Below are 22,272 nucleotides of genomic sequence, written 5' to 3' on the forward strand. Positions count from 1 at the left end.
GCATGCTGCGTAACCCGATTCACAAACGGCTAGAAAAGCTGGAAAGCTGGCAACATCTTACGTTCATCGCCAGTTTGTGTGAACGTATGTACCCAAATTATCAGGCATTTTGCCTGCAAACCGGATTTGGCGATCCTATGGTTTACCGCCGAATTCTGGATCTAATTTGGGAAACATTGACGGTAAAAGACGCTAAAGTGAATTTCGACAACCAGTTAGAGAAACTGGAAGAGGCAATTCCGTCAGCTGACGACTATGATATTTACGGCGTTTACCCTGCGATTGACGCTTGTATTGCGTTGGGTGAAGCTGTGCACTCCCGTTTAAGCGGTGAGATGCTAGAACATGCGATTACAGTCAGTGAAACATCACTGCGTACCGTCGGCATGCTGGAAATGACTCAGGCCGGTCGTGAAATGACCGATGAAGAGTTGAAAGAATTACCGGCAATGCAAGATGAGTTAGACATCCAATGGGAGATTTTCCGCCTGCTCGTTGAATGCGAGGAGCGCGATTTAGAGCTCATCAAAGGATTAAGATCTGACCTGCGTGAAGCAGGTGTCAGTAATATCGGTGTAAATTTAGCGCAATAAGACGGCAAAACGTGATTTAACACCTGATTTGTCGTCCCTTAAGGCTTCACATTCGTACCCCGGTTGTTCTACATTTGGGGGGCGTAAAAAAAGTGGCTATCGGTGCGTGTATGCAGGAGAGTGCTGTCAATCGGCATATCCGTCGCACTCGATGCTTTGCAAACGATAAACACACTGTAAGGATAACTTATGAACAAGACTCAACTGATTGATGTAATCGCAGAAAAAGCTGACCTGTCTAAAACTCAGGCTAAGGCAGCTCTGGAATCTACTCTGGCAGCGATTACCGAGTCTCTGAAAGACGGTGATGCAGTACAATTGGTTGGTTTCGGTACTTTTAAAGTGAATCATCGTAACGAGCGCACTGGCCGCAACCCGCAGACTGGTATGGAAATCAAAATTGCAGCAGCAAACGTACCAGCGTTCGTTTCTGGTAAAGCTCTGAAAGACGCAGTTAAATAAGACCGCGTGATTCACAGCCTGTTTGTGAAAGAAGTAAACAGGGGGGCGTTGACGCCCCTTTTGTTCATCTGTAAACCTGTAGCGGCATTACTGATCGCGGCAGGGCTTGCTGTGACGCTCTCTGGTTGCAGTTCGCAAAACCCCTCCCCTCGTTTTACGGCAACTGGCTATATCGCCGATCAAGGCATGATGCGCATTTGGCGTAAAGACGATCCTCAGCATCAGCCGCAGGCAATTATGAGTGTCTATAGCCCCTTAGAAGGGAAAGGCACGGTAATCAGCTACTACGCCTATCAAGATGGCAAATTGAACCTAGTACGGCAAACTGTGCAGGGCAATGAGCAAAACGTTCTTGAGCTTCGGTTAGATGAGAAGGGCGAAATCAGCTTTATGCAGCGCCAAATTGGCAATCAGCGACAGCTACTCACGTCTGACGATATCGCCCGCAGCCAATACCAGTCCCGCCATATGGTTGAAGTCTCAGAAGCACTGCGAGTCGGTAAAGTTCACCTCATCCAAGGCCGTTGGCAGAATGGTCAGTTCACGAGCTGCGCGGGGGAAACTCAATCTCTGAAGCTAGAAGCGTGGCAGTTGAATTGGATCGAAAGCCGAGCCGCACGTTCGTCTCAGCCTCTCGGGATCGCATGGCTTGATGCGCCAGAAGGCCGCCAGCTATTACTGGCAGCCAATGAAGATTTTTGCAGTTGGGAACCGACGGTAGATACGCTGTAAAGAAAACCGAGAACCACCGTGATGATCCTCGGTCTGGGGATTATTAACGACCGCGCCCGATAGCCCGATAGCCAATATCCTGACGATAGAAACTCTCTTTCCAGCCGACCTGTTTTGCGAGCTGATACGCATTTTTCTGTGCTTGCTCGATTCCATGTCCTAGGGCAGTGACGCACAATACGCGCCCGCCATGAGTCACCACATCGTTGCCCTGCATTTGGGTGCCAGCATGGAAAACTTTCTCGTCCTCTGCTGAAACCGACGGCAGGCCATGAATGACATCACCGGTTCTATAATTTCCAGGATATCCTCCTGCAGCGATCACGACGCCTAGCGCGTCACGTTCATCCCACAGTGACTCTTTCTCGTTTAATTTACCCTCAGCACCGGCTAGGCAAAGCTCTACCAAGTCTGATTTCATGCGTAGCATGATAGGCTGAGTTTCAGGGTCGCCAAATCGACAGTTAAACTCGATAACTTTTGGCTCGCCTTGGGCTGAAATCATCAGGCCTGCGTAAAGAAAACCAGAGTACGGGTTACCCTCTTTCGCCATGCCGTGCACCGTTGGCCAGATCACCTCATCCATAACGCGCTGGTGAATTTCATCGGTGACCACCGGTGCCGGTGAATATGCACCCATGCCGCCGGTATTTGGCCCAGTGTCGCCATCGCCGACCCGTTTATGATCTTGGCTGGTGGCCATTGGTAGCACGTTCTTTCCGTCAACCATGACGATAAAGCTCGCTTCTTCGCCGTCGAGGAACTCTTCAACGACGATGCGATGGCCTGCGTCACCAAATGCGTTGCCTGCCAACATATCGTGAACCGCGGCCTCGGCTTCTTCGAGCGTCATCGCAACAATTACGCCTTTGCCTGCGGCCAGACCGTCGGCCTTGATAACGATAGGTGCGCCTTGGCTACGGATATAGCTAATGGCGGGTTCGACATCGGTAAAGTTACGATACTGGGCTGTGGGAATACGATGACGAGCCAAGAAATCTTTGGTGAAGGCTTTTGAGCCTTCTAACTGAGCGGCTGCCTGTGATGGGCCGAAAATTTTCAGCCCCGCCGCTTGGAACGCATCCACGACGCCAATCACCAGCGGCGCTTCAGGGCCAACAATTGTCAGGCCAATATCATGGCTTTGGGCAAATGCCAAAAGCGCGTTGATATCGGTTGCTGAGATATCGACGTTTTCTAGGGCTGGCTCCAGCGCAGTCCCCGCATTACCTGGGGCTACGTAGACTTTATCTGCTAACGGCGATTGAGCCGCTTTCCATGCTAGTGCGTGCTCACGGCCGCCGTTACCGATAATCAGGATATTCATGCGCTCACCTCAAAAGGTGCGCCCGCAGGCGCACGAAAAACAGAAGAGATTAATAAAGATAAAAATGATTAATGACGGAAATGACGCATATCCGTGAAGATCATGGCGATCCCGTGCTCATTCGCAGCGGCGATGACTTCATCATCACGAATGGAGCCCCCTGGCTGAATAACGCAGGTGATGCCGACGGATGCAGCAGCATCAATACCGTCGCGGAATGGGAAGAACGCATCTGATGCCATCACGGAACCCGCGACTTCTAATCCTTCATCGGCGGCTTTGATGCCGGCGATTTTGGCAGAGTACACGCGGCTCATCTGGCCAGCACCAATGCCGATGGTCATTTTGTCTCGGGCATAAACGATAGCGTTGGATTTCACAAATTTGGCTACTTTCCAGCAAAACAGCGCATCACGCATTTCCTGTTCGGTTGGTTGGCGAGTGGTGACGACGCGCAGGTCGGATTCTTTGACCATGCCTAAATCGCGGTCCTGAACCAGTAAGCCGCCGTTAACGCGTTTGAAATCTAATCCATTTTGGCGAGCATCCCATTCACCACAGGCTAAGACACGCACGTTTTGTTTGGCTGCCAGCAGCTCAAGCGCAGGTTCGCTGATGTGTGGGGCAATAATGACTTCGACAAACTGACGGCTAATAATCGCCTGAGCGGTTTCGGCATCGAGCTCACGGTTAAAGGCAATGATGCCGCCAAAGGCAGAGGTTGGGTCAGTTTTATAAGCGCGCTCGTAGGCATCTAAAATAGAACCACCAATGGCAACGCCACATGGGTTAGCATGCTTCACGATCACACAAGCTGGCTCACTAAACTCTTTCACACACTCCAACGCTGCATCGGTATCAGCAATGTTGTTGTAAGAAAGCGCTTTGCCCTGAAGCTGATTGGCGGTTGCAACAGATGCTTCAGTCACATTCTCTTCTATATAGAAGGCAGCATCCTGATGGCTGTTTTCTCCGTAGCGCATATCTTGTTTCTTTATATAGCTAAGATTCAGCGTGCGAGGGAAGCGGCCAGAAGGTTCTTCGGTATTGCCATAATAAGGAGGAACCATCGTTCCAAAGTAATTTGCGATCATGCCATCGTATGCAGCGGTGTGCTCGAAAGCCTTAATGGCCAAATCGAAACGCGTCGCGTGGGTTAAAGAACCCTCATTGCTATCCATCTCATTAATGATGGCATCGAAGTCACTATTGTTAACCACAATCGCAACGTCTTTATGATTCTTGGCTGCCGAGCGCACCATGGTGGGTCCACCGATATCGATATTCTCAACGGCGTCGGCTAAAGAGCAATCTGGGCGAGCTACGGTTTGAGCGAAGGGATAAAGATTCACAACAACCATATCGATAGGCTTAATATCGTGGTGAGACATAATGTCATCGTCTTGGCCGCGACGACCAAGAATTCCGCCATGCACTTTAGGATGCAAAGTCTTCACTCGGCCATCCATCATTTCGGGGAATCCGGTGTAATCAGAAACCTCGGTCACGGGTAAACCTGCTTCCGCTAACAGGCGAGCAGTGCCGCCGGTTGAAAGCAGCTCAACGCCACGCGAACTGAGCGCCTGAGCAAACTCAACAATACCGGCTTTATCAGATACGCTGAGCAGCGCACGGCGAATCGGACGGTAAACGGAAGCTGAGCTCGTGTTTTGTGAACTGGAATGCATGGTAGTTATATCCCTCGGCTATGGAATCGCAATATAAAGAGCGTTATGTGAATACGGTATGCCCGTTTTATTCAAATAACGCCCCTTCGTTGGAAGAGGTCGAAAGATTTTAGCGCATCCAGATTGTAACGAAAACGTTTGCGTGATGCTCGTCAAATTTGTCACCAATATCGTTCTGTGGATAAGTTTGTGCACAAATGGGTATAAAGCGGGGTTTTGCTGTGGAATGCAGCAAACGATCAATTTAATGAAAATTAAGGGTTGTCAGCCCGCGAGAACTCCCTATAATGCGCCTCCATCGACACGGAACATGTGAATCACTTCACACCGTATCGGCGGTTTCGATAAGAAATCGCAAGAGAAAAAATCCTGAAATTTAGGGTTGACTCTGAAAGAGGAAAGCGTATTATACGCCACCTCGAGTTAGCAAGCTTAGCCTCCTAACTCACTGCTCTTTAACAATTTATCAGACAATCTGTGTGGGCACTCACAAGACAATATCTAACGTCCTCGGACGATAAAATATTAAAGTCTTGAAGAGTGACCAAGCAGTAATTCATTAGTTGAATTATTACGAAAGTTAATTTTCGAGCATCGCTTCACTTGTTGAAGCAAATCAAGCTTTTAATTGAAGAGTTTGATCATGGCTCAGATTGAACGCTGGCGGCAGGCCTAACACATGCAAGTCGAGCGGTAGCACAAGAGAGCTTGCTCTCTGGGTGACGAGCGGCGGACGGGTGAGTAATGTCTGGGAAACTGCCTGATGGAGGGGGATAACTACTGGAAACGGTAGCTAATACCGCATGACGTCTTCGGACCAAAGTGGGGGACCTTCGGGCCTCACGCCATCAGATGTGCCCAGATGGGATTAGCTAGTAGGTGGGGTAATGGCTCACCTAGGCGACGATCTCTAGCTGGTCTGAGAGGATGACCAGCCACACTGGAACTGAGACACGGTCCAGACTCCTACGGGAGGCAGCAGTGGGGAATATTGCACAATGGGCGCAAGCCTGATGCAGCCATGCCGCGTGTATGAAGAAGGCCTTCGGGTTGTAAAGTACTTTCAGCGAGGAGGAAGGCATTGTGGTTAATAACCACAGTGATTGACGTTACTCGCAGAAGAAGCACCGGCTAACTCCGTGCCAGCAGCCGCGGTAATACGGAGGGTGCAAGCGTTAATCGGAATTACTGGGCGTAAAGCGCACGCAGGCGGTTGATTAAGTCAGATGTGAAATCCCCGAGCTTAACTTGGGAACTGCATTTGAAACTGGTCAGCTAGAGTCTTGTAGAGGGGGGTAGAATTCCAGGTGTAGCGGTGAAATGCGTAGAGATCTGGAGGAATACCGGTGGCGAAGGCGGCCCCCTGGACAAAGACTGACGCTCAGGTGCGAAAGCGTGGGGAGCAAACAGGATTAGATACCCTGGTAGTCCACGCTGTAAACGATGTCGACTTGGAGGTTGTGCCCTTGAGGCGTGGCTTCCGGAGCTAACGCGTTAAGTCGACCGCCTGGGGAGTACGGCCGCAAGGTTAAAACTCAAATGAATTGACGGGGGCCCGCACAAGCGGTGGAGCATGTGGTTTAATTCGATGCAACGCGAAGAACCTTACCTACTCTTGACATCCAGAGAATTTGCTAGAGATAGCTTAGTGCCTTCGGGAACTCTGAGACAGGTGCTGCATGGCTGTCGTCAGCTCGTGTTGTGAAATGTTGGGTTAAGTCCCGCAACGAGCGCAACCCTTATCCTTTGTTGCCAGCACGTAATGGTGGGAACTCAAAGGAGACTGCCGGTGATAAACCGGAGGAAGGTGGGGATGACGTCAAGTCATCATGGCCCTTACGAGTAGGGCTACACACGTGCTACAATGGCATATACAAAGAGAAGCGAACTCGCGAGAGCAAGCGGACCTCATAAAGTATGTCGTAGTCCGGATTGGAGTCTGCAACTCGACTCCATGAAGTCGGAATCGCTAGTAATCGTAGATCAGAATGCTACGGTGAATACGTTCCCGGGCCTTGTACACACCGCCCGTCACACCATGGGAGTGGGTTGCAAAAGAAGTAGGTAGCTTAACCTTCGGGAGGGCGCTTACCACTTTGTGATTCATGACTGGGGTGAAGTCGTAACAAGGTAACCGTAGGGGAACCTGCGGTTGGATCACCTCCTTACCTAAAGATAGCGTTAAGTGCAGTGTCCACACAGATTGTCTGATGAAATTAATGAGCAAGAGCACCTGTTGATGTTGTGAGTTTTAAGACTCATGCTGATACGAAACGAGAAGGCGAAAGCTTTGTCGGTATTTTCGTGTCCCCATCGTCTAGAGGCCTAGGACACTGCCCTTTCACGGCTGTAACAGGGGTTCGAATCCCCTTGGGGACGCCATTCCGATAATGAGTGAAAGACATTATCACCCGTTCTAATGAACGAAAAATCTTAAAGATGATTCTAACGAGTCGTGTTTAAGATATTGCTCTTTAACAATCTGGAACAAGCTGAAATTTGAAAGCTTAAGCAACTGTGAGACACACTGACACAGTTTGTATTAAGCAGTCTCTCAATTTTTTGCAATCTTGAATGTTGTCTTGAACCGGTTCGTAACCGCGTTCACTAAAGAGACACCTTCGGGTTGTGAGGTTAAGTGACTAAGCGTACACGGTGGATGCCTAGGCAGTCAGAGGCGATGAAGGACGTGCTAATCTGCGATAAGCGTCGGTAAGCTGATATGAAGCGTTATAACCGACGATTTCCGAATGGGGAAACCCAGTGCAATTCGTTGCACTATCGTTAAGTGAATACATAGCTTAACGAAGCGAACCAGGGGAACTGAAACATCTAAGTACCCTGAGGAAAAGAAATCAACCGAGATTCCCCTAGTAGCGGCGAGCGAACGGGGAGCAGCCCAGAACCTTAATCAGCGTATGTGTCAGAGGAACGGTCTGGAAAGTCCGGCGATACAGGGTGATAGCCCCGTACTTGAAAATGCATATGTTGTGAGTTCGATGAGTAGGGCGGGACACGTGACATCCTGTCTGAATATGGGGGGACCATCCTCCAAGGCTAAATACTCCTGACTGACCGATAGTGAACCAGTACCGTGAGGGAAAGGCGAAAAGAACCCCGGCGAGGGGAGTGAAATAGAACCTGAAACCGTGTACGTACAAGCAGTGGGAGCCTCTTTATGGGGTGACTGCGTACCTTTTGTATAATGGGTCAGCGACTTATATTTTGTAGCAAGGTTAACCGAATAGGGGAGCCGTAGGGAAACCGAGTCTTAACTGGGCGTCAAGTTGCAAGGTATAGACCCGAAACCCGGTGATCTAGCCATGGGCAGGTTGAAGGTTGGGTAACACTAACTGGAGGACCGAACCGACTAATGTTGAAAAATTAGCGGATGACTTGTGGCTGGGGGTGAAAGGCCAATCAAACCGGGAGATAGCTGGTTCTCCCCGAAAGCTATTTAGGTAGCGCCTCGTGAACTCATCTTCGGGGGTAGAGCACTGTTTCGACTAGGGGGTCATCCCGACTTACCAACTCGATGCAAACTACGAATACCGAAGAATGTTATCACGGGAGACACACGGCGGGTGCTAACGTCCGTCGTGAAGAGGGAAACAACCCAGACCGCCAGCTAAGGTCCCAAAGTCATAGTTAAGTGGGAAACGATGTGGGAAGGCATAGACAGCCAGGATGTTGGCTTAGAAGCAGCCATCATTTAAAGAAAGCGTAATAGCTCACTGGTCGAGTCGGCCTGCGCGGAAGATGTAACGGGGCTAAACTATGCACCGAAGCTGCGGCAGCGACACTTAGGTGTTGTTGGGTAGGGGAGCGTTCTGTAAGCCGTTGAAGGTGGCCTGTGAGGGTTGCTGGAGGTATCAGAAGTGCGAATGCTGACATAAGTAACGATAAAGCGGGTGAAAAACCCGCTCGCCGGAAGACCAAGGGTTCCTGTCCAACGTTAATCGGGGCAGGGTGAGTCGACCCCTAAGGCGAGGCCGAAAGGCGTAGTCGATGGGAAACAGGTTAATATTCCTGTACTCGGTGTTACTGCGAAGGGGGGACGGAGAAGGCTAGGCTATCCGGGCGACGGTTGTCCCGGTTTAAGCGTGTAGGGGGAAAGCGTTGGTAAATCCGCGCTTTTATTAACCCTGAGGCGTGATGACGAGTCACTACGGTGATGAAGTAGTTGATGCCAAGCTTCCAGGAAAAGCCTCTAAGCTCTAGGTAACATTGAATCGTACCCCAAACCGACACAGGTGGTCAGGTAGAGAATACCAAGGCGCTTGAGAGAACTCGGGTGAAGGAACTAGGCAAAATGGTGCCGTAACTTCGGGAGAAGGCACGCTGGCGCGTAGGTGAAGTCCCTTGCGGATGGAGCTGAAGCCAGTCGAAGATACCAGCTGGCTGCAACTGTTTAATAAAAACACAGCACTGTGCAAACACGAAAGTGGACGTATACGGTGTGACGCCTGCCCGGTGCTGGAAGGTTAATTGATGGGGTCAGCCGCAAGGCGAAGCTCTTGATCGAAGCCCCAGTAAACGGCGGCCGTAACTATAACGGTCCTAAGGTAGCGAAATTCCTTGTCGGGTAAGTTCCGACCTGCACGAATGGCGTAATGATGGCCAGGCTGTCTCCACCCGAGACTCAGTGAAATTGAACTCGCTGTGAAGATGCAGTGTACCCGCGGCAAGACGGAAAGACCCCGTGAACCTTTACTATAGCTTGACACTGAACATTGAGCCTTGATGTGTAGGATAGGTGGGAGGCTTTGAAGCGTGGACGCCAGTCTGCGTGGAGCCAACCTTGAAATACCACCCTTTAATGTTTGATGTTCTAACTCCGGTCCCTAATCGGGATTGAGGACAGTGTCTGGTGGGTAGTTTGACTGGGGCGGTCTCCTCCTAAAGAGTAACGGAGGAGCACGAAGGTTAGCTAATCACGGTCGGACATCGTGAGGTTAGTGCAATGGCATAAGCTAGCTTGACTGCGAGAGTGACGGCTCGAGCAGGTACGAAAGTAGGTCATAGTGATCCGGTGGTTCTGAATGGAAGGGCCATCGCTCAACGGATAAAAGGTACTCCGGGGATAACAGGCTGATACCGCCCAAGAGTTCATATCGACGGCGGTGTTTGGCACCTCGATGTCGGCTCATCACATCCTGGGGCTGAAGTAGGTCCCAAGGGTATGGCTGTTCGCCATTTAAAGTGGTACGCGAGCTGGGTTTAGAACGTCGTGAGACAGTTCGGTCCCTATCTGCCGTGGGCGTTGGAAGATTGAGAGGGGCTGCTCCTAGTACGAGAGGACCGGAGTGGACGCATCACTGGTGTTCGGGTTGTCATGCCAATGGCATTGCCCGGTAGCTAAATGCGGAAAAGATAAGCGCTGAAAGCATCTAAGCGCGAAACTTGCCTCGAGATGAGTCTTCCCTGAGACCTTGAGTCTCCTAAAGGAACGTTTAAGACTAAGACGTTGATAGGCTGGGTGTGTAAGCGTAGCGATACGTTGAGCTAACCAGTACTAATGATCCGTGAGGCTTAACCTTACAACACCGAAGGTGTTTTAAGACGCAGAGACGCGAAACACAAAGAGTAGGCTTGTTGAACAGATTGGATTAGCTGGTGAGCTGTAGAGATACGGAGCACGGGTTAATTAACAGAATATGCCTGGCGGCGATAGCGCGGTGGTCCCACCTGACCCCATGCCGAACTCAGAAGTGAAACGCCGTAGCGCCGATGGTAGTGTGGGGTCTCCCCATGCGAGAGTAGGGAACTGCCAGGCTCCAAATTAGTTGTGCTGATATGGCTCAGTTGGTAGAGCGCACCCTTGGTAAGGGTGAGGTCCCCAGTTCGACTCTGGGTATCAGCACCACTCTAATTAGTGGTTAATGTTCGGCTTAAAAAGAATTTGTCTGGCGGCAACAGCGCGGTGGTCCCACCTGACCCCATGCCGAACTCAGAAGTGAAACGCCGTAGCGCCGATGGTAGTGTGGGGTCTCCCCATGCGAGAGTAGGGAACTGCCAGACTTTAAATAAAGTAAAGAACCTCAGTCGAAAGACTGGGGTTTTTTGCTTTATATAATTTGATAATTATCGACTTGAGCATGGAACGGCCCGCAGGGGCGTATCATGCGACAAAATCGTCGGGAACGATTTTGAACAACGCGCAGCGTTGGCCCGAAGGGCGAGTCTCAGGATGAGACGAGTATTGTAGGGAACGGTCAAACGTCATCGAAAGAACCTCAGTCGAAAGACTGGGGTTTTTTGCTATGGGAAATTTGAGAATTTTCTATTCAAAGCTTGTATGAAAACATTATAAAAAAGCCATCCCAAAGGATGGCTTTTTGTGTTTCTAGACTTAGGAATTAGTGAGACGTTCCCTGTGAGATCCCAACTCCTGTTTGCGAGCGCACAAACTGTGAGTAGAAACGTCCGCGTTCTTGCACTGCGGCTGCTGAATTATCCGTGATAGAAAATAGCCATGTGCCAATAAAAGCAGCGGCCATTGAGAATAGCGCCGGATATTCATATGGGTAGATTGGCGCAGCATGACCGAGGACTTTAACCCAAATTGTTGGGCCTAAAATCATCAGTATCACCGCGGTCAACAGACCTAACCAACCACCGACCATCGCCCCTCTTGTTGTTAACTTTGACCAGTACATAGAGAGAATCAGTATTGGGAAGTTACAGCTGGCGGCAATAGAGAATGCTAAGCCGACCATGAAGGCGATGTTTTGATTTTCGAACAAAATACCTAAACCAATAGCGACAAGCCCAAGAACTAAAACGGTGATTTTCGATACCTTTAGCTCATCACGCTCTGTTGCTTTGCCTTGCTTAAATACGTTGGCATACAGGTCGTGAGATACCGCCGATGCCCCGGCGAGCGTTAGTCCTGCGACCACCGCAAGAATAGTGGCGAAGGCGACGGCAGAGATGAAGCCAAGGAAGAAACTTCCTCCAACTGCATCGGCTAAGTGAACCGCTGCCATGTTGGTACCGCCGATTAGTGCGCCCGCGGCATCTTTAAAGGCAGGGTTTGAACCAACGAGTACGATAGCGCCAAAACCGATGATGAAGGTTAGGAAATAGAAGTACCCCATAAAACCGGTGGCATAGAACACGCTCTTACGTGCTTCTTTCGCATCACTAACGGTAAAGAAGCGCATCAGAATATGAGGCAAACCTGCGGTACCAAACATCAAAGCTAAGCCGAGAGACAATGCGCTGATGGGATCTGAAACTAATCCACCGGGGCGCATAATCGCAGGGCCTTTGGGATTAACTTCCATCGCTTGATTGAACAAGGTGTTGAAGCTGAAACCGACAGACTTCATTACCATGATAGCCATGAACGATGCGCCAGCCAGCAGCAGCACGGCCTTAATGATTTGTACCCATGTGGTTGCCAGCATGCCGCCAAAGAGTACATACATCACCATAAGTACACCGACTAAAATGACGGCAACATGGTAATTCAAGCCAAACAGTAGCTCGATAAGCTTTCCTGCGCCCACCATCTGCGCAATCAAATACAAGGCAACGACCACTAACGATCCGCAGGCTGAGAGCGTTCGAATCGGTTTTTGTTTAAGACGATACGAAGCCACATCGGCAAAGGTATAACGGCCTAAATTACGCAGGCGCTCTGCAACCAGAAACAGCATGATTGGCCAGCCAACCAAAAAGCCCAAAGAGTAAATCAGTCCGTCATAGCCAGAGGTATAAACCAGTGCGGAAATCCCTAAGAACGATGCGGCTGACATGAAGTCCCCCGCCATGGCGAGACCATTTTGTAGACCGGTAATATTGCCACCCGCGGTGTAATAATCCTTACGCGAACGAGTGCGTTTGGAGGCCCAATAGGTGATGTAAAGCGTCGCGCCAACGAATATGACAAACATGACGATGGCTTGAATGTTTAACGGTTGTCTTTCAACTGCGCCAGTAATGGCATCGGCGGCATAGCTGGAGAAAGGCAGCACCGCCAGAGATAACAAGGTTAAAAGGCGAGATTTCATTGCTCAACCTCCAGCAGTATTTGGTGGTTGAGACGATCAAACTCGCCGTTTGCCCGAATAACATAGACGCCCGTTAATAGGAAAGAAACCACAATCAAGCCAATGCCGATGGGGATCCCGCGCGTTACGCTAGAACCTTCGGATATCGGTGTCCCTAGCCAACCGGGCGCAAAAGCGATGAGGAGAATAAAGCCGAAATACAGGATCATCATTATCCATGAAAGCGTCCAAGCGAATCTTTCACGTTTTTGCACCAGTTCCTTGAAGCGCGGGTTATTTTCAATCCTTTGATAAATGGCATCATTCATCAGAGCGACTCCTAGTAAGGCATTGATTGAATAAAAGCTGCCCCGTGGGCATAACCTTTTGAGGGGGTATGCCCATGAAGTCAACTCATTGCCGCGCTCAGGCGGCGACAGGTCATACGACTAATTAAGATGAAACTTCCATTGATTGTTTTTCTTCTAACAACTTCTCGACAACGCCCGGATCGGCCAGCGTTGAGGTATCCCCCAAATTGCTGGTATCACCGGCTGCAATCTTACGCAGAATGCGGCGCATAATTTTCCCTGAACGGGTTTTAGGTAGTGCATCGGTCCAGTGCAAAATATCCGGTGTGGCTATCGGGCCAATCTCTTTACGCACCCAGTTGCGTACTTCGGTATAGAGCTCTGGCGTTGGCTCTTCCCCGTGATTGAGCGTGATGTAAGCGTAGATCGCCTGTCCTTTAATGTTATGCGGAACGCCGACCACTGCGGCCTCTGCGATCTTTGGATGAGAGACAAGCGCAGACTCGATTTCAGCCGTTCCCAAACGGTGTCCTGAAACGTTAAGAACGTCATCGACACGTCCGGTGATCCAGTAGTACCCGTCTTCATCGCGACGTGCGCCGTCACCGCTAAAATACATGCCCTTAAAGGTAGAGAAGTAGGTTTGCTCATAGCGGTCGTGATCGCCGAATAATGTGCGAGCCTGACCCGGCCATGAATCAACCATCACCAGATTGCCTTCGCAGGCACCTTCCTGTGGGACGCCGCTGTTATCCACCAAGGCAGGTTGTACACCAAAGAAAGGCAGCGTTGCAGAACCTGCTTTAAGCTCGGTGGCTCCCGGCAACGGTGTGATCATGAAGCCACCGGTTTCGGTCTGCCACCAAGTGTCCATAATTGGGCACTTACCATTACCGATTTTGTTGAAGTACCATTCCCATGCTTCTGGGTTGATAGGTTCGCCCACCGAACCCATGATGCGTAAAGAGGTGCGCTGCGTACCTTCGGTCGCTTTGTCACCTTCTGCCATCAATGCACGAATAGCCGTCGGTGCGGTGTATAGAATGTTTACCTGATGCTTATCCACGACTTGCGATAAGCGGTTTACGCCAGGATAGTTAGGCACACCTTCAAACATCAGCGTAATTGCACCGTTGGCGAGTGGGCCGTACAGCAGATAGCTATGGCCTGTAACCCAACCCACGTCGGCGGTGCACCAATAGATATCGCCAGGATGATAGTCAAAGACATATTTGAACGTGGTTGCGGCATAAACCAAATAGCCACCGGTGGTATGCAGCACGCCCTTAGGCTTACCGGTTGAACCTGAGGTATATAGAATGAATAGCGGATCTTCAGCATTCATTTCTTCGGCTGGACAATTAGCATCGACCTGCTCAATTAGGTCATGCCACCAGAGATCGCGCCCTGCATTCCATTCGCCCTGTTTGCCCGTGCGTTTGAAGACCACCACGTGCTCAACGCTTTTAACATTTGGGTTTTTCAGTGCGTCATCGACGTTTTTCTTTAGCGGAATAGGGCGCCCAGCGCGCAGTCCTTCATCAGCGGTAATCACCACTTTTGAATTGGAATCGATAATACGTCCCGCAACGGCTTCGGGAGAGAAACCACCAAAAATGACAGAATGAATGGCGCCGATACGTGCGCAGGCCAGCATCGCCACCGCTGCTTCAACCACCATTGGCATATAGATAGCGACTACATCGCCTTTTTTCACGCCAAGCTTTTTCAGCACGTTGCCGAAACGACAGACATCGTGATGCAGTTCGCGATAGGTAACGGTTTTGCTTTCCTGTGGGTTATCACCTTCCCAGATGATCGCCGTTTGGTTTCCACGCTCTTCTAAGTGGCGATCGAGGCAGTTCGCTGCCAAGTTCAAGGTGCCGTCTTCAAACCAGCGAATGCTGACATGACCGGGATCGAATGAAGTATTTTTTACTTTGCTATAGGGCTTCATCCAATCAACAATTTTTCCGTATTCGGCCCAAAAGCCTTCGGGGTCGCTAACCGAGCGTTGATAGAGTTCACGGTACATCTGTGGATTAATCAGGGTATGTTCTGCAATGTTTGCAGGAATCGAATGTTTATGGATCTGGCTCATCGTTATCCTCCTTGCGGATGTTAATATTATGTCAATATAAGGTTAAATCTGTTTTGCGCGCTCTATTTGTGTCTTTTTTGCGCGATTGATCACGCAATAAAAATATTGATATCTAGCAAGGCAATAACGAGAAGAGTGGGCTTAGTATTTGCTCATCCAAGATGGATAAATTGAGTGAGATTAAATTATAAGAAAATGAATGAAATTACGTGGAGTAACAATATATCTGCTAATAATCGGCTCATAAGAAAATAAAGAGAAAAACCTATTATTAGAATAATCAGAGAATAGAAAATAGAACACAACGAGATTATTTTTTCACCATCATAAAGATAATGAAGTAGGAATATATCTACGCATGCACCATCATGGTGCATAATATCTCACTATCCAACGACTAATTATTCGTTTCAGCTCAAAATTATACCAAAATGCATGCATAATTAATCGCACAAATATACACGCGTGTTTTGTGTTTTATCACCTTAATATTTTCTTTTATAACAAATGGTTATTTGTAGTTCTATTTTGAAAGAAGCCTATCTGGGCACGGTTTCAGCGTACATTCCGATTCAATATTGGCTTGCGGAAAGCCCGTGCAAAATGGTACAGAATATAGGTCACGGTTGGACAGGTCGTGATAGGAACGAGGTAAATCCTTTAGACTATAAAACTACATCTGCAGATAAATATAAGAAGCTGAGTAGGCTCTATTATAATTGAGGAACATTTTCGGGAATGAAAAAATTTAAGTTTACGCTCGCTTGGCAAATCGTCGCTGCATTAATTTTGGGTATTATTGTTGGCGCTGTTTTGCACAATCAGGAAGAGTCTCGCGTTTGGCTGGTGAATAATATTCTGAGCCCTGCTGGTGATATCTTTATTCGTTTGATCAAGATGATTGTTATCCCGATAGTGATTTCAACGCTTATCGTGGGTATCGCCGGCGTTGGTGACGCCAAAAAGCTGGGCCGTATCGGTCTTAAAACCATTATTTACTTTGAAGTGATCACCACGGTGGCGATTATCGTGGGGATTACGCTGGCAAACGTCTTCCAACCGGGGCACGGCATTGATATGTCAACGCTAGCCACCGTCGACATTTCGCAATACGAAAAGACTACTGAACAGGTGCAAAGTGGTTCGCATAGTTTGGTTTCGACCATTCTGGCGCTGATCCCTTCTAACCTGTTTGCATCGATGGCCAAAGGCGATATTTTGCCGATCATCTTCTTTTCAGTGTTGTTTGGTCTGGGCTTATCTTCGTTGCCAAAAGAGACCAAAGAGCCACTGCTGAAGGTGTTTAAAGCCGTTTCGGAAAGCATGTTTAAAGTAACCCATATGATTATGCGTTACGCGCCTATCGGGGTATTTGGCCTGATTTCCGTGACCGTAGCCAACTTTGGTTTTGCGTCTTTAGTACCGCTCGCCAAGCTGGTTGTGCTGGTTTACTTTGCGATTATCTTCTTCGCATTAGTCGTTTTGGGATCGGTCGCCAAGCTGTGTAAGCTCAGCATCTGGACGTTAATTAAGATCCTCAAAGATGAGCTAATTTTGGCTTATTCCACCGCCAGTTCTGAAACGGTATTGCCGCGAATTATTGAGAAGATGGAAGCCTACGGCGCACCAAAATCTATCACTAGTTTTGTGGTACCAACCGGTTACTCGTTTAATTTGGATGGCTCTACGCTTTATCAAAGTATTGCGGCTATTTTCATTGCTCAGCTGTACGGTATTGATTTGTCTATTGGCCAAGAGATCGTATTAGTCCTGACGCTGATGGTCACCTCTAAAGGTATTGCTGGTGTGCCTGGTGTTTCATTTGTGGTGCTATTGGCTACGTTGGGCAGCGTGGGTATCCCGCTAGAAGGCTTGGCGTTTATTGCCGGTGTTGACCGTATTTTAGATATGGCACGTACAGCGTTAAACGTGGTGGGTAATGCCTTAGCGGTTCTGGTCATTGCCAAATGGGAACATCAGTTCGATCGTAAGAAAGCCAAGGCTTATGAAGCAAATATGCTGGTGAAAGCTGAGCAAGTTTAAACGCTATAGTTGACCTACCCCTCCCCCTGCAAAGGGGGAGGTTGGGTGTGGTTCTTAACCTGAACCACATCACTCATTCTTAAACTGTTCCATCTCCAACTGATATTGTTTCAGCTTGCGCCATAACGTAGTGCGCCCAATCCCCAGCATTCTCGCCATATCATGTGGCTTCCCCTGTGCGGCATGAGCGGCCCGGATAATTGCCTGACGCTCGGCGTCTTGCAATGACATCACCGGCATGAGTAATGGGCTTTCTGGCTCAACCGCCAACTTTTCCGTCATCAAATGCTCAGGTAAATCGGCCATGCGGATGTGGTTATGCTGGCAAATCATTGCGGCGCGCTCAACCACGCCCTTTAATTCCTGATCGTTCCCCGGCCAAGGGTAATCACGTAGCTGTAATAGCACGGCTTCATCGACGTGATAACGACAATGAAAGTGCTGGCCTAACGTATTCAGATGATGAGTCACCAGCAGAGGAATATCGGATTGTCGCTGGCGAAGCGGTGGGATCTGAAGTTCGAAAGATTGCAGCGTATAAAACAGCTGACGACGAAAACGCCCCTGTTTCACCAGCAGTGGTAAATTAGCGCCGGTTGCCGCAATGATCCGAACGTCGACCGGAATCACGCGGCTGGAGTTCTGTCGCATGAGCACGCCGGTTTTGATGATTTGTAGCAGCGCTGACTGCATTTCAGGTGGCAAATATTCAATTTGCTCGAGATAGAGAGTACCGCCGTTTGCCAGCTCAAATTTGCTGGGTAAACCCGAGTCGGTTTCGGTGGCATCGCTGCCGAGCAGCTCTTTGGCAAATTGACCTTCAACCAGCGTTTGGCAGTTTATAGCGATGTATGAGCCGTTTGCCCGTTCGCTGGCATTATGAATCGCCTGCGCTAACAGCTCTTTACCGACGCCTTCTTCCCCCTGCAGCAAAATAGGGTGCTGGCCTCGTGCGGCCTGACGACCATATCGCAGTAACCGTCGCATATCTAACGATGCCGCAGGCATTTGATCAAAGGTTTGACTGACTTTGCCGAGCTGATGATTCACCAAGCGTCGTAGCTGATCCAGCGGATGCAGCAATGCAATGAATCCACAGTGCTCGCCATCGGGTACGGGCTTCAAGGTTATCAACGTTGCGATGAACTGCTTACGGCTTTCAAACGTCATCTCGACATGATTGAGCGGAAGGCGTTGCTCAATGGCGTGTTGAAGTAGAGAAGGCAGCGTGATCAATGAAGGAAGTGGGCGGCCGAGGCTGTTTTGCTCATCCAAGAGCAATATGCCAGCGGCACGATGGTTAAGATATTGCAGGCAGCCGTTGTGATCCCACGCTAAAACGCCGTCTTCCACGCCGTCTAACAAAGCATACAGTTCGTTAAGGTGGCGATTGGTTTCGGAGAGCAGCGCATCGGTGTGCAGTGAGTTGCCGATCTCACGGGCAATCGCCAGTGTTAAAGGCAAATCGCTGGCGGCATAGTCATGATTCAGGCATGCGATGACAATCACCGCTCTTTGCCGCCCGCTGTTGTCGTAGACCGGCGTTGCGCAGCAGTGCCACGCACGTAAGGCTTGCTTAAAATGTTCGTCACCGTGAACCTGCACCGGGTTTCCGTCACGCATTGCTAAGGCGGGCGCATTGGTGCCGATGTGCCCTTCAGCCCAATAGCTGCCGATATCAAATCCAAGCTCAGCGAGAGCCGTGCGTGTTTTTATATGCCCACATTGCCAAAGCAAACAGCCGCTTTCGTCTAGGATCTGCAAAACGCAGGGACGAGACTCCATATATTCGTAGGCGTCTTCTAACGCCGCTTGTCCCAAAACCAGCAGGTCGTTTTTACGTTGGCAAATCGAGCGTAACGTTGCGCCTGCGGCACGATGTGGCATTTTCCACGGCATCGGCTGCATCAGCTTTTGGCAGCGGATCCACGATTGATAAATGGGCTGTGCAGGACGCATTGTCTCTGGCAGATTGCCGTGAGAGAAGAAATAGATCCAACGGTCGAGAGAAGTATCTGGCTGCACTAATAAAATCCATCAATTAAAGATATGCAGCTATTAAAGCGAGAAAGGGGAATAAATTCCGTGAGCTAGATGCTCGCAGGGGCTTATGGTACAAAAAAACAGAAGGGCGGAAATCCGCCCTTCTGATTAACAACATCAAACGTCTAACATTAGTGGCGGAAAGGGTTCTTACCTTTGCTGCTGCTAGATGTTGTGGTTGATGCTGAAGCCGGTTGAGCCACTGGGGCTGAAGCGGTTGTGTTGTAATCGCTGTTAACCTGCTCTGCTTGAGTTTTACCCTGCGGAGCAATGATGTCCGGCGTGGTAGAAACAGGCTTGGTCAGACCGCCGTTTAAGGCCATTAGATCGTTCTGGTTCAGCGTACCCAATGCATATTTAATATTGAGCTGGCTGATCAGATAATCATAACGTGCGTTAGACAGGCTTTCTTTGGCGCTGTACAGCGTAGTGGTCGCGTTCAGCACGTCAACGATGGTACGAGTCCCCACCTGATAACCTGCTTCGGTTGCTTCCAAAGAGCTTTGCGCAGAAATTACAGCCTGACGATAAGCTTCAACGCCGCTGATAGACGCGGAGATGTTGTTAAAGGAAGAACGAACGTTTTGTACTACGCTGCGGTGTGCGCTTTCCAGAGATTCACTGGCGCCAACAAAGTTGTATTGCGCTTGTTGAACCTGAGAGTTAGTCGCTCCGCCAGAGTACAACGGCAGATTAAACTGCAAACCAATGGTGTTCTGGCCCTGATAACTGCTTCCGCCACCGCTTTGTTGCTTCTGTGCATTGGTCATACTGTTATAGTCAGTATTGCTAACGCCAGAAGATGCGGTCAGATCCAGTGTTGGCATATAACCTGTCTGTGCGTATTTAATCTGTTCACGCGCCAAGTCTTGGCTCAAACGAGCACTCAATAATGACAGGTTACGTTTTTCAGCTTCTTGCAGCAGGCTGTTGACGTTATCTGGCTTGGTGGTGGTGAAGCGATCAACGTTCAGAGAATCCAGTTGGCCGTAGTACTGACCGGTAATCTGACGCAGTGCTTCCAGAGAGTTATCCAGATCGTTGCGCGCGGTGACTTCGTTAGCTAACACGAGATCGTATTGAGCGCGGGCGTTCTGCACGTCGGTGATAGCAACCAGACCTACGTTAAAACGCTGGGTGGTTTGGTCTAACTGACGATAAATCGCTTCTTTGTTTGCTTCAATGTAAGACAACGCGTCAATCGCACGTAATACGTTGAAGTAAGCAGTCGCAGAGTTCAGCATCAAAGTCTGTTCTGAAGACTGATAAGAGACGTCTTGAATACCCGCCTGTTTTTCAGTCAAAGAGAGCTGACGCCATTTAGACATATCAAAAATGGTTTGGGTCAGCTGTAGCGACGCGCCGTAATTATTGGAGTTCAAGCCGTCGTTATCACGCATCCCATTGGTATAGGTGTAATCTGCGCCCAAGCCGAGCTGAGGTAACAGCGGGCTGCGGGATTCATTAATCTTCTCAAAAGCCACATCACGATCTGCCGCAGCTTTACGCAGATCTGGGTTGCTTTCCTTGGCTTGCTGATATACCTGCAGCAGGTTTTCTGCATGGCTTAACGTGGTAAAGCCACCAAGGCTCAGGCCAATAAGAAGGGGGAGCAGTTTCTTCATTTGCATTCCTTGTTGTGCAGCAAAGTTGCTATTGTAACGCTGACTAAAGTCATATAGCCGCCGATTCTAACAGAGACCGTATCTTAAGGAGCGTGGCTTTACGTGCCATCCCCCTTAATTTACCTAAATAAAAGGTAAAGTGATTGAGTATTTTCAGTTTGACCTTAAATCAATAATATCCATGCTAATAATCACACTACATTTAGGAATTTAGCCGTATGAGCGAAAATAAACCATCACCCGTCACATTTGGTCAAAATGATGTTGAAATTATTGCACGGGAATCACTCTACCGCGGCTTTTTTTCGCTAGAGCGCTATCGTTTTCGGCATCGTCTGTTTGATGGCAGCATGAGCGGTGAAGTTGTGCGTGAAGTTTTTGAACGCGGCCATGCGGCGGTGCTACTTCCTTACGATCCAAAACGCGATGAAGTGGTGCTGGTGGAGCAAATCCGTATTCCGGCATATGACTCCAGTGAAACGCCGTGGTTGCTTGAAATGGTGGCCGGAATGATTGAACCCGGTGAGTCGGTGGAAGATGTCGCACGCCGCGAGGCGCAGGAAGAAGCGGGGATCCACGTCCAACGCTGTAAGCCTGTGCTGAGCTATTTGGCGAGCCCCGGCGGCACCAGCGAGCGCTTGTCAATTATGGTCGGTGAGATTGACGCAGCAAAGGCATCGGGTATTCACGGTCTGCCTGAAGAGCATGAAGATATTCGCGTGCATGTGGTCAGCCGTGAGCAAGCGTATCGCTGGGTAGAAGAGGGTGTGATCGACAATGCCGCATCGGTTATTGCATTACAGTGGCTGGCGTTGCACCATGAGTCGCTTCGCCGCGAGTGGAATTCTTAAATATGATGAAGCGTTATTCCCCAGACTTTCCTCTAATGATGAGACTGTGCGAGACTAATTATGCGCAATTGCGTCGTTTATTACCGCGCAAGGATGAAGTGGGTGAATCGCAGGGATATCAGGTCAACGGCGCGTGTTACCTGATAAAAATTATCGAATCGACGCGCTATACATCAATGGCTGAAATTACTCAGACGGAGCCAGCACCGGGCGCTTGGGGCTTACCTTCGATGAGCGTGCGTCTGTATCATGACGCCATGGTTGCGGAAGTGTGTGCAAGCCAGCAGATCTCTCGGTTCAAAGCACGTTATGATTATCCGAATAAAAAGTTGCATCAGCGCGACGAAAAGCATCAAATTAACCAGTTTCTTGCGGATTGGTTGCACCATTGCCTGACGCACGGTGTTATGGCAATTCCCGTATATTAGAGCCTGTTTTGCTGCACTGAGCCCTAACAACCAGCGCAATGATTATTTTTACAGATTCTTGGCAGACTAAA

At 49.4% G+C, this 22,272-nt stretch carries 13 protein-coding genes, 2 tRNA genes and 4 rRNA genes; 12 read left to right on the forward strand and 7 right to left on the reverse strand.

What is annotated here, in order from left to right; genetic code table 11:
• Window positions 1-2: 2 nt before the first annotated feature.
• From CPY98_RS01450 to CPY98_RS01460, 3 genes are all read left to right on the forward strand, one after another.
• On the forward strand, window positions 3-593 hold the full coding sequence (locus CPY98_RS01450) for a YjaG family protein (RefSeq protein WP_004089424.1): 591 nt from the start codon (window positions 3-5) through the stop codon (window positions 591-593).
• A 189-nt stretch (window positions 594-782) separates the two neighbouring features.
• Complete coding sequence (gene hupA / locus CPY98_RS01455; protein ID WP_025802812.1) at window positions 783-1,055, forward strand: nucleoid-associated protein HU-alpha; 273 nt, start codon at window positions 783-785, stop codon at window positions 1,053-1,055.
• 48 nt (window positions 1,056-1,103) lie between these two features.
• A complete protein-coding gene (locus CPY98_RS01460; protein ID WP_046360927.1) occupies window positions 1,104-1,787 on the forward strand; it encodes a DUF1481 domain-containing protein in 684 nt (227 codons plus the stop codon).
• A gap of 43 nt (window positions 1,788-1,830) precedes the next feature.
• Here the strand turns inward: CPY98_RS01460 and purD are convergent, their stop codons facing one another.
• Together purD and purH are read right to left on the reverse strand one after the other, a co-directional pair.
• Window positions 1,831-3,114: a phosphoribosylamine--glycine ligase gene (gene purD, locus CPY98_RS01465; RefSeq protein WP_046450427.1), complete on the reverse strand. Its 1,284-nt coding sequence runs from the start codon at window positions 3,112-3,114 to the stop codon at window positions 1,831-1,833.
• A 68-nt stretch (window positions 3,115-3,182) separates the two neighbouring features.
• The gene (purH, locus tag CPY98_RS01470) at window positions 3,183-4,802 is read right to left on the reverse strand and encodes a bifunctional phosphoribosylaminoimidazolecarboxamide formyltransferase/IMP cyclohydrolase (RefSeq protein WP_096386085.1); all 1,620 of its coding nucleotides are present in this window, start codon (window positions 4,800-4,802) and stop codon (window positions 3,183-3,185) included.
• A 625-nt stretch (window positions 4,803-5,427) separates the two neighbouring features.
• On the opposite strand from purH, the gene CPY98_RS01475 reads away from it, so the two are divergent.
• The 6 genes from CPY98_RS01475 (at window position 5,428) to rrf (CPY98_RS01500) (ending at window position 10,823) form a co-directional block, all read left to right on the forward strand.
• Window positions 5,428-6,970 (forward strand): 16S ribosomal RNA (locus CPY98_RS01475).
• A 138-nt stretch (window positions 6,971-7,108) separates the two neighbouring features.
• A tRNA-Glu gene (locus tag CPY98_RS01480) sits at window positions 7,109-7,184 on the forward strand.
• Window positions 7,185-7,434: 250 nt separating this feature from the next.
• A 23S ribosomal RNA gene (locus CPY98_RS01485) occupies window positions 7,435-10,342 on the forward strand.
• 120 nt (window positions 10,343-10,462) lie between these two features.
• Window positions 10,463-10,578: ribosomal RNA gene (gene rrf, locus CPY98_RS01490) — 5S ribosomal RNA — on the forward strand.
• A 14-nt stretch (window positions 10,579-10,592) separates the two neighbouring features.
• Window positions 10,593-10,668: transfer RNA gene (locus CPY98_RS01495), tRNA-Thr, on the forward strand.
• A gap of 39 nt (window positions 10,669-10,707) precedes the next feature.
• Window positions 10,708-10,823 (forward strand): 5S ribosomal RNA (gene rrf, locus CPY98_RS01500).
• The 16S, 23S and 5S rRNA genes sit together here with 2 tRNA genes alongside, the layout of an rRNA operon.
• A 338-nt stretch (window positions 10,824-11,161) precedes the next feature.
• Here the strand turns inward: rrf (CPY98_RS01500) and actP are convergent.
• The 3 genes from actP to acs form a co-directional block, all read right to left on the reverse strand.
• A complete protein-coding gene (gene actP / locus CPY98_RS01505) occupies window positions 11,162-12,820 on the reverse strand; it encodes a cation/acetate symporter ActP (RefSeq protein ID WP_096386088.1) in 1,659 nt (552 codons plus the stop codon).
• On the reverse strand, window positions 12,817-13,128 hold the full coding sequence (locus CPY98_RS01510) for a DUF485 domain-containing protein (RefSeq protein ID WP_096386091.1): 312 nt from the start codon (window positions 13,126-13,128) through the stop codon (window positions 12,817-12,819). Before CPY98_RS01510 ends, actP begins: the two co-directional genes overlap by 4 nt.
• A gap of 124 nt (window positions 13,129-13,252) precedes the next feature.
• On the reverse strand, window positions 13,253-15,211 hold the full coding sequence (acs, locus tag CPY98_RS01515) for an acetate--CoA ligase (RefSeq protein ID WP_025802517.1): 1,959 nt from the start codon (window positions 15,209-15,211) through the stop codon (window positions 13,253-13,255).
• Between the two features lie 738 nt (window positions 15,212-15,949).
• On the opposite strand from acs, the gene gltP reads away from it, so the two are divergent.
• The gene (gltP, locus tag CPY98_RS01520) at window positions 15,950-17,254 is read left to right on the forward strand and encodes a glutamate/aspartate:proton symporter GltP (protein ID WP_025802515.1); all 1,305 of its coding nucleotides are present in this window, start codon (window positions 15,950-15,952) and stop codon (window positions 17,252-17,254) included.
• A 69-nt stretch (window positions 17,255-17,323) separates the two neighbouring features.
• On the opposite strand, the gene dhaR is transcribed toward gltP, so the two are convergent.
• A complete protein-coding gene (dhaR, locus tag CPY98_RS01525; protein ID WP_046448800.1) occupies window positions 17,324-19,213 on the reverse strand; it encodes a dihydroxyacetone kinase operon transcriptional regulator DhaR in 1,890 nt (629 codons plus the stop codon).
• A 215-nt stretch (window positions 19,214-19,428) separates the two neighbouring features.
• Entirely contained in the window at window positions 19,429-20,922 is a 1,494-nt protein-coding gene (tolC, locus tag CPY98_RS01530; protein WP_040044740.1) for an outer membrane channel protein TolC, read from the reverse strand.
• 218 nt (window positions 20,923-21,140) lie between these two features.
• On the opposite strand from tolC, the gene nudF reads away from it, so the two are divergent.
• On the forward strand, window positions 21,141-21,773 hold the full coding sequence (gene nudF / locus CPY98_RS01535) for an ADP-ribose diphosphatase (RefSeq protein ID WP_043490403.1): 633 nt from the start codon (window positions 21,141-21,143) through the stop codon (window positions 21,771-21,773).
• 2 nt (window positions 21,774-21,775) lie between these two features.
• Window positions 21,776-22,201, forward strand: coding sequence for a DUF1249 family protein (locus CPY98_RS01540; protein WP_025802507.1), 426 nt, complete (start codon window positions 21,776-21,778; stop codon window positions 22,199-22,201).
• Window positions 22,202-22,272: the final 71 nt, after the last annotated feature.

The organism is Hafnia sp. CBA7124 (assembly GCF_002355555.1).
Classification (GTDB): domain Bacteria; phylum Pseudomonadota; class Gammaproteobacteria; order Enterobacterales; family Enterobacteriaceae; genus Hafnia; species Hafnia alvei.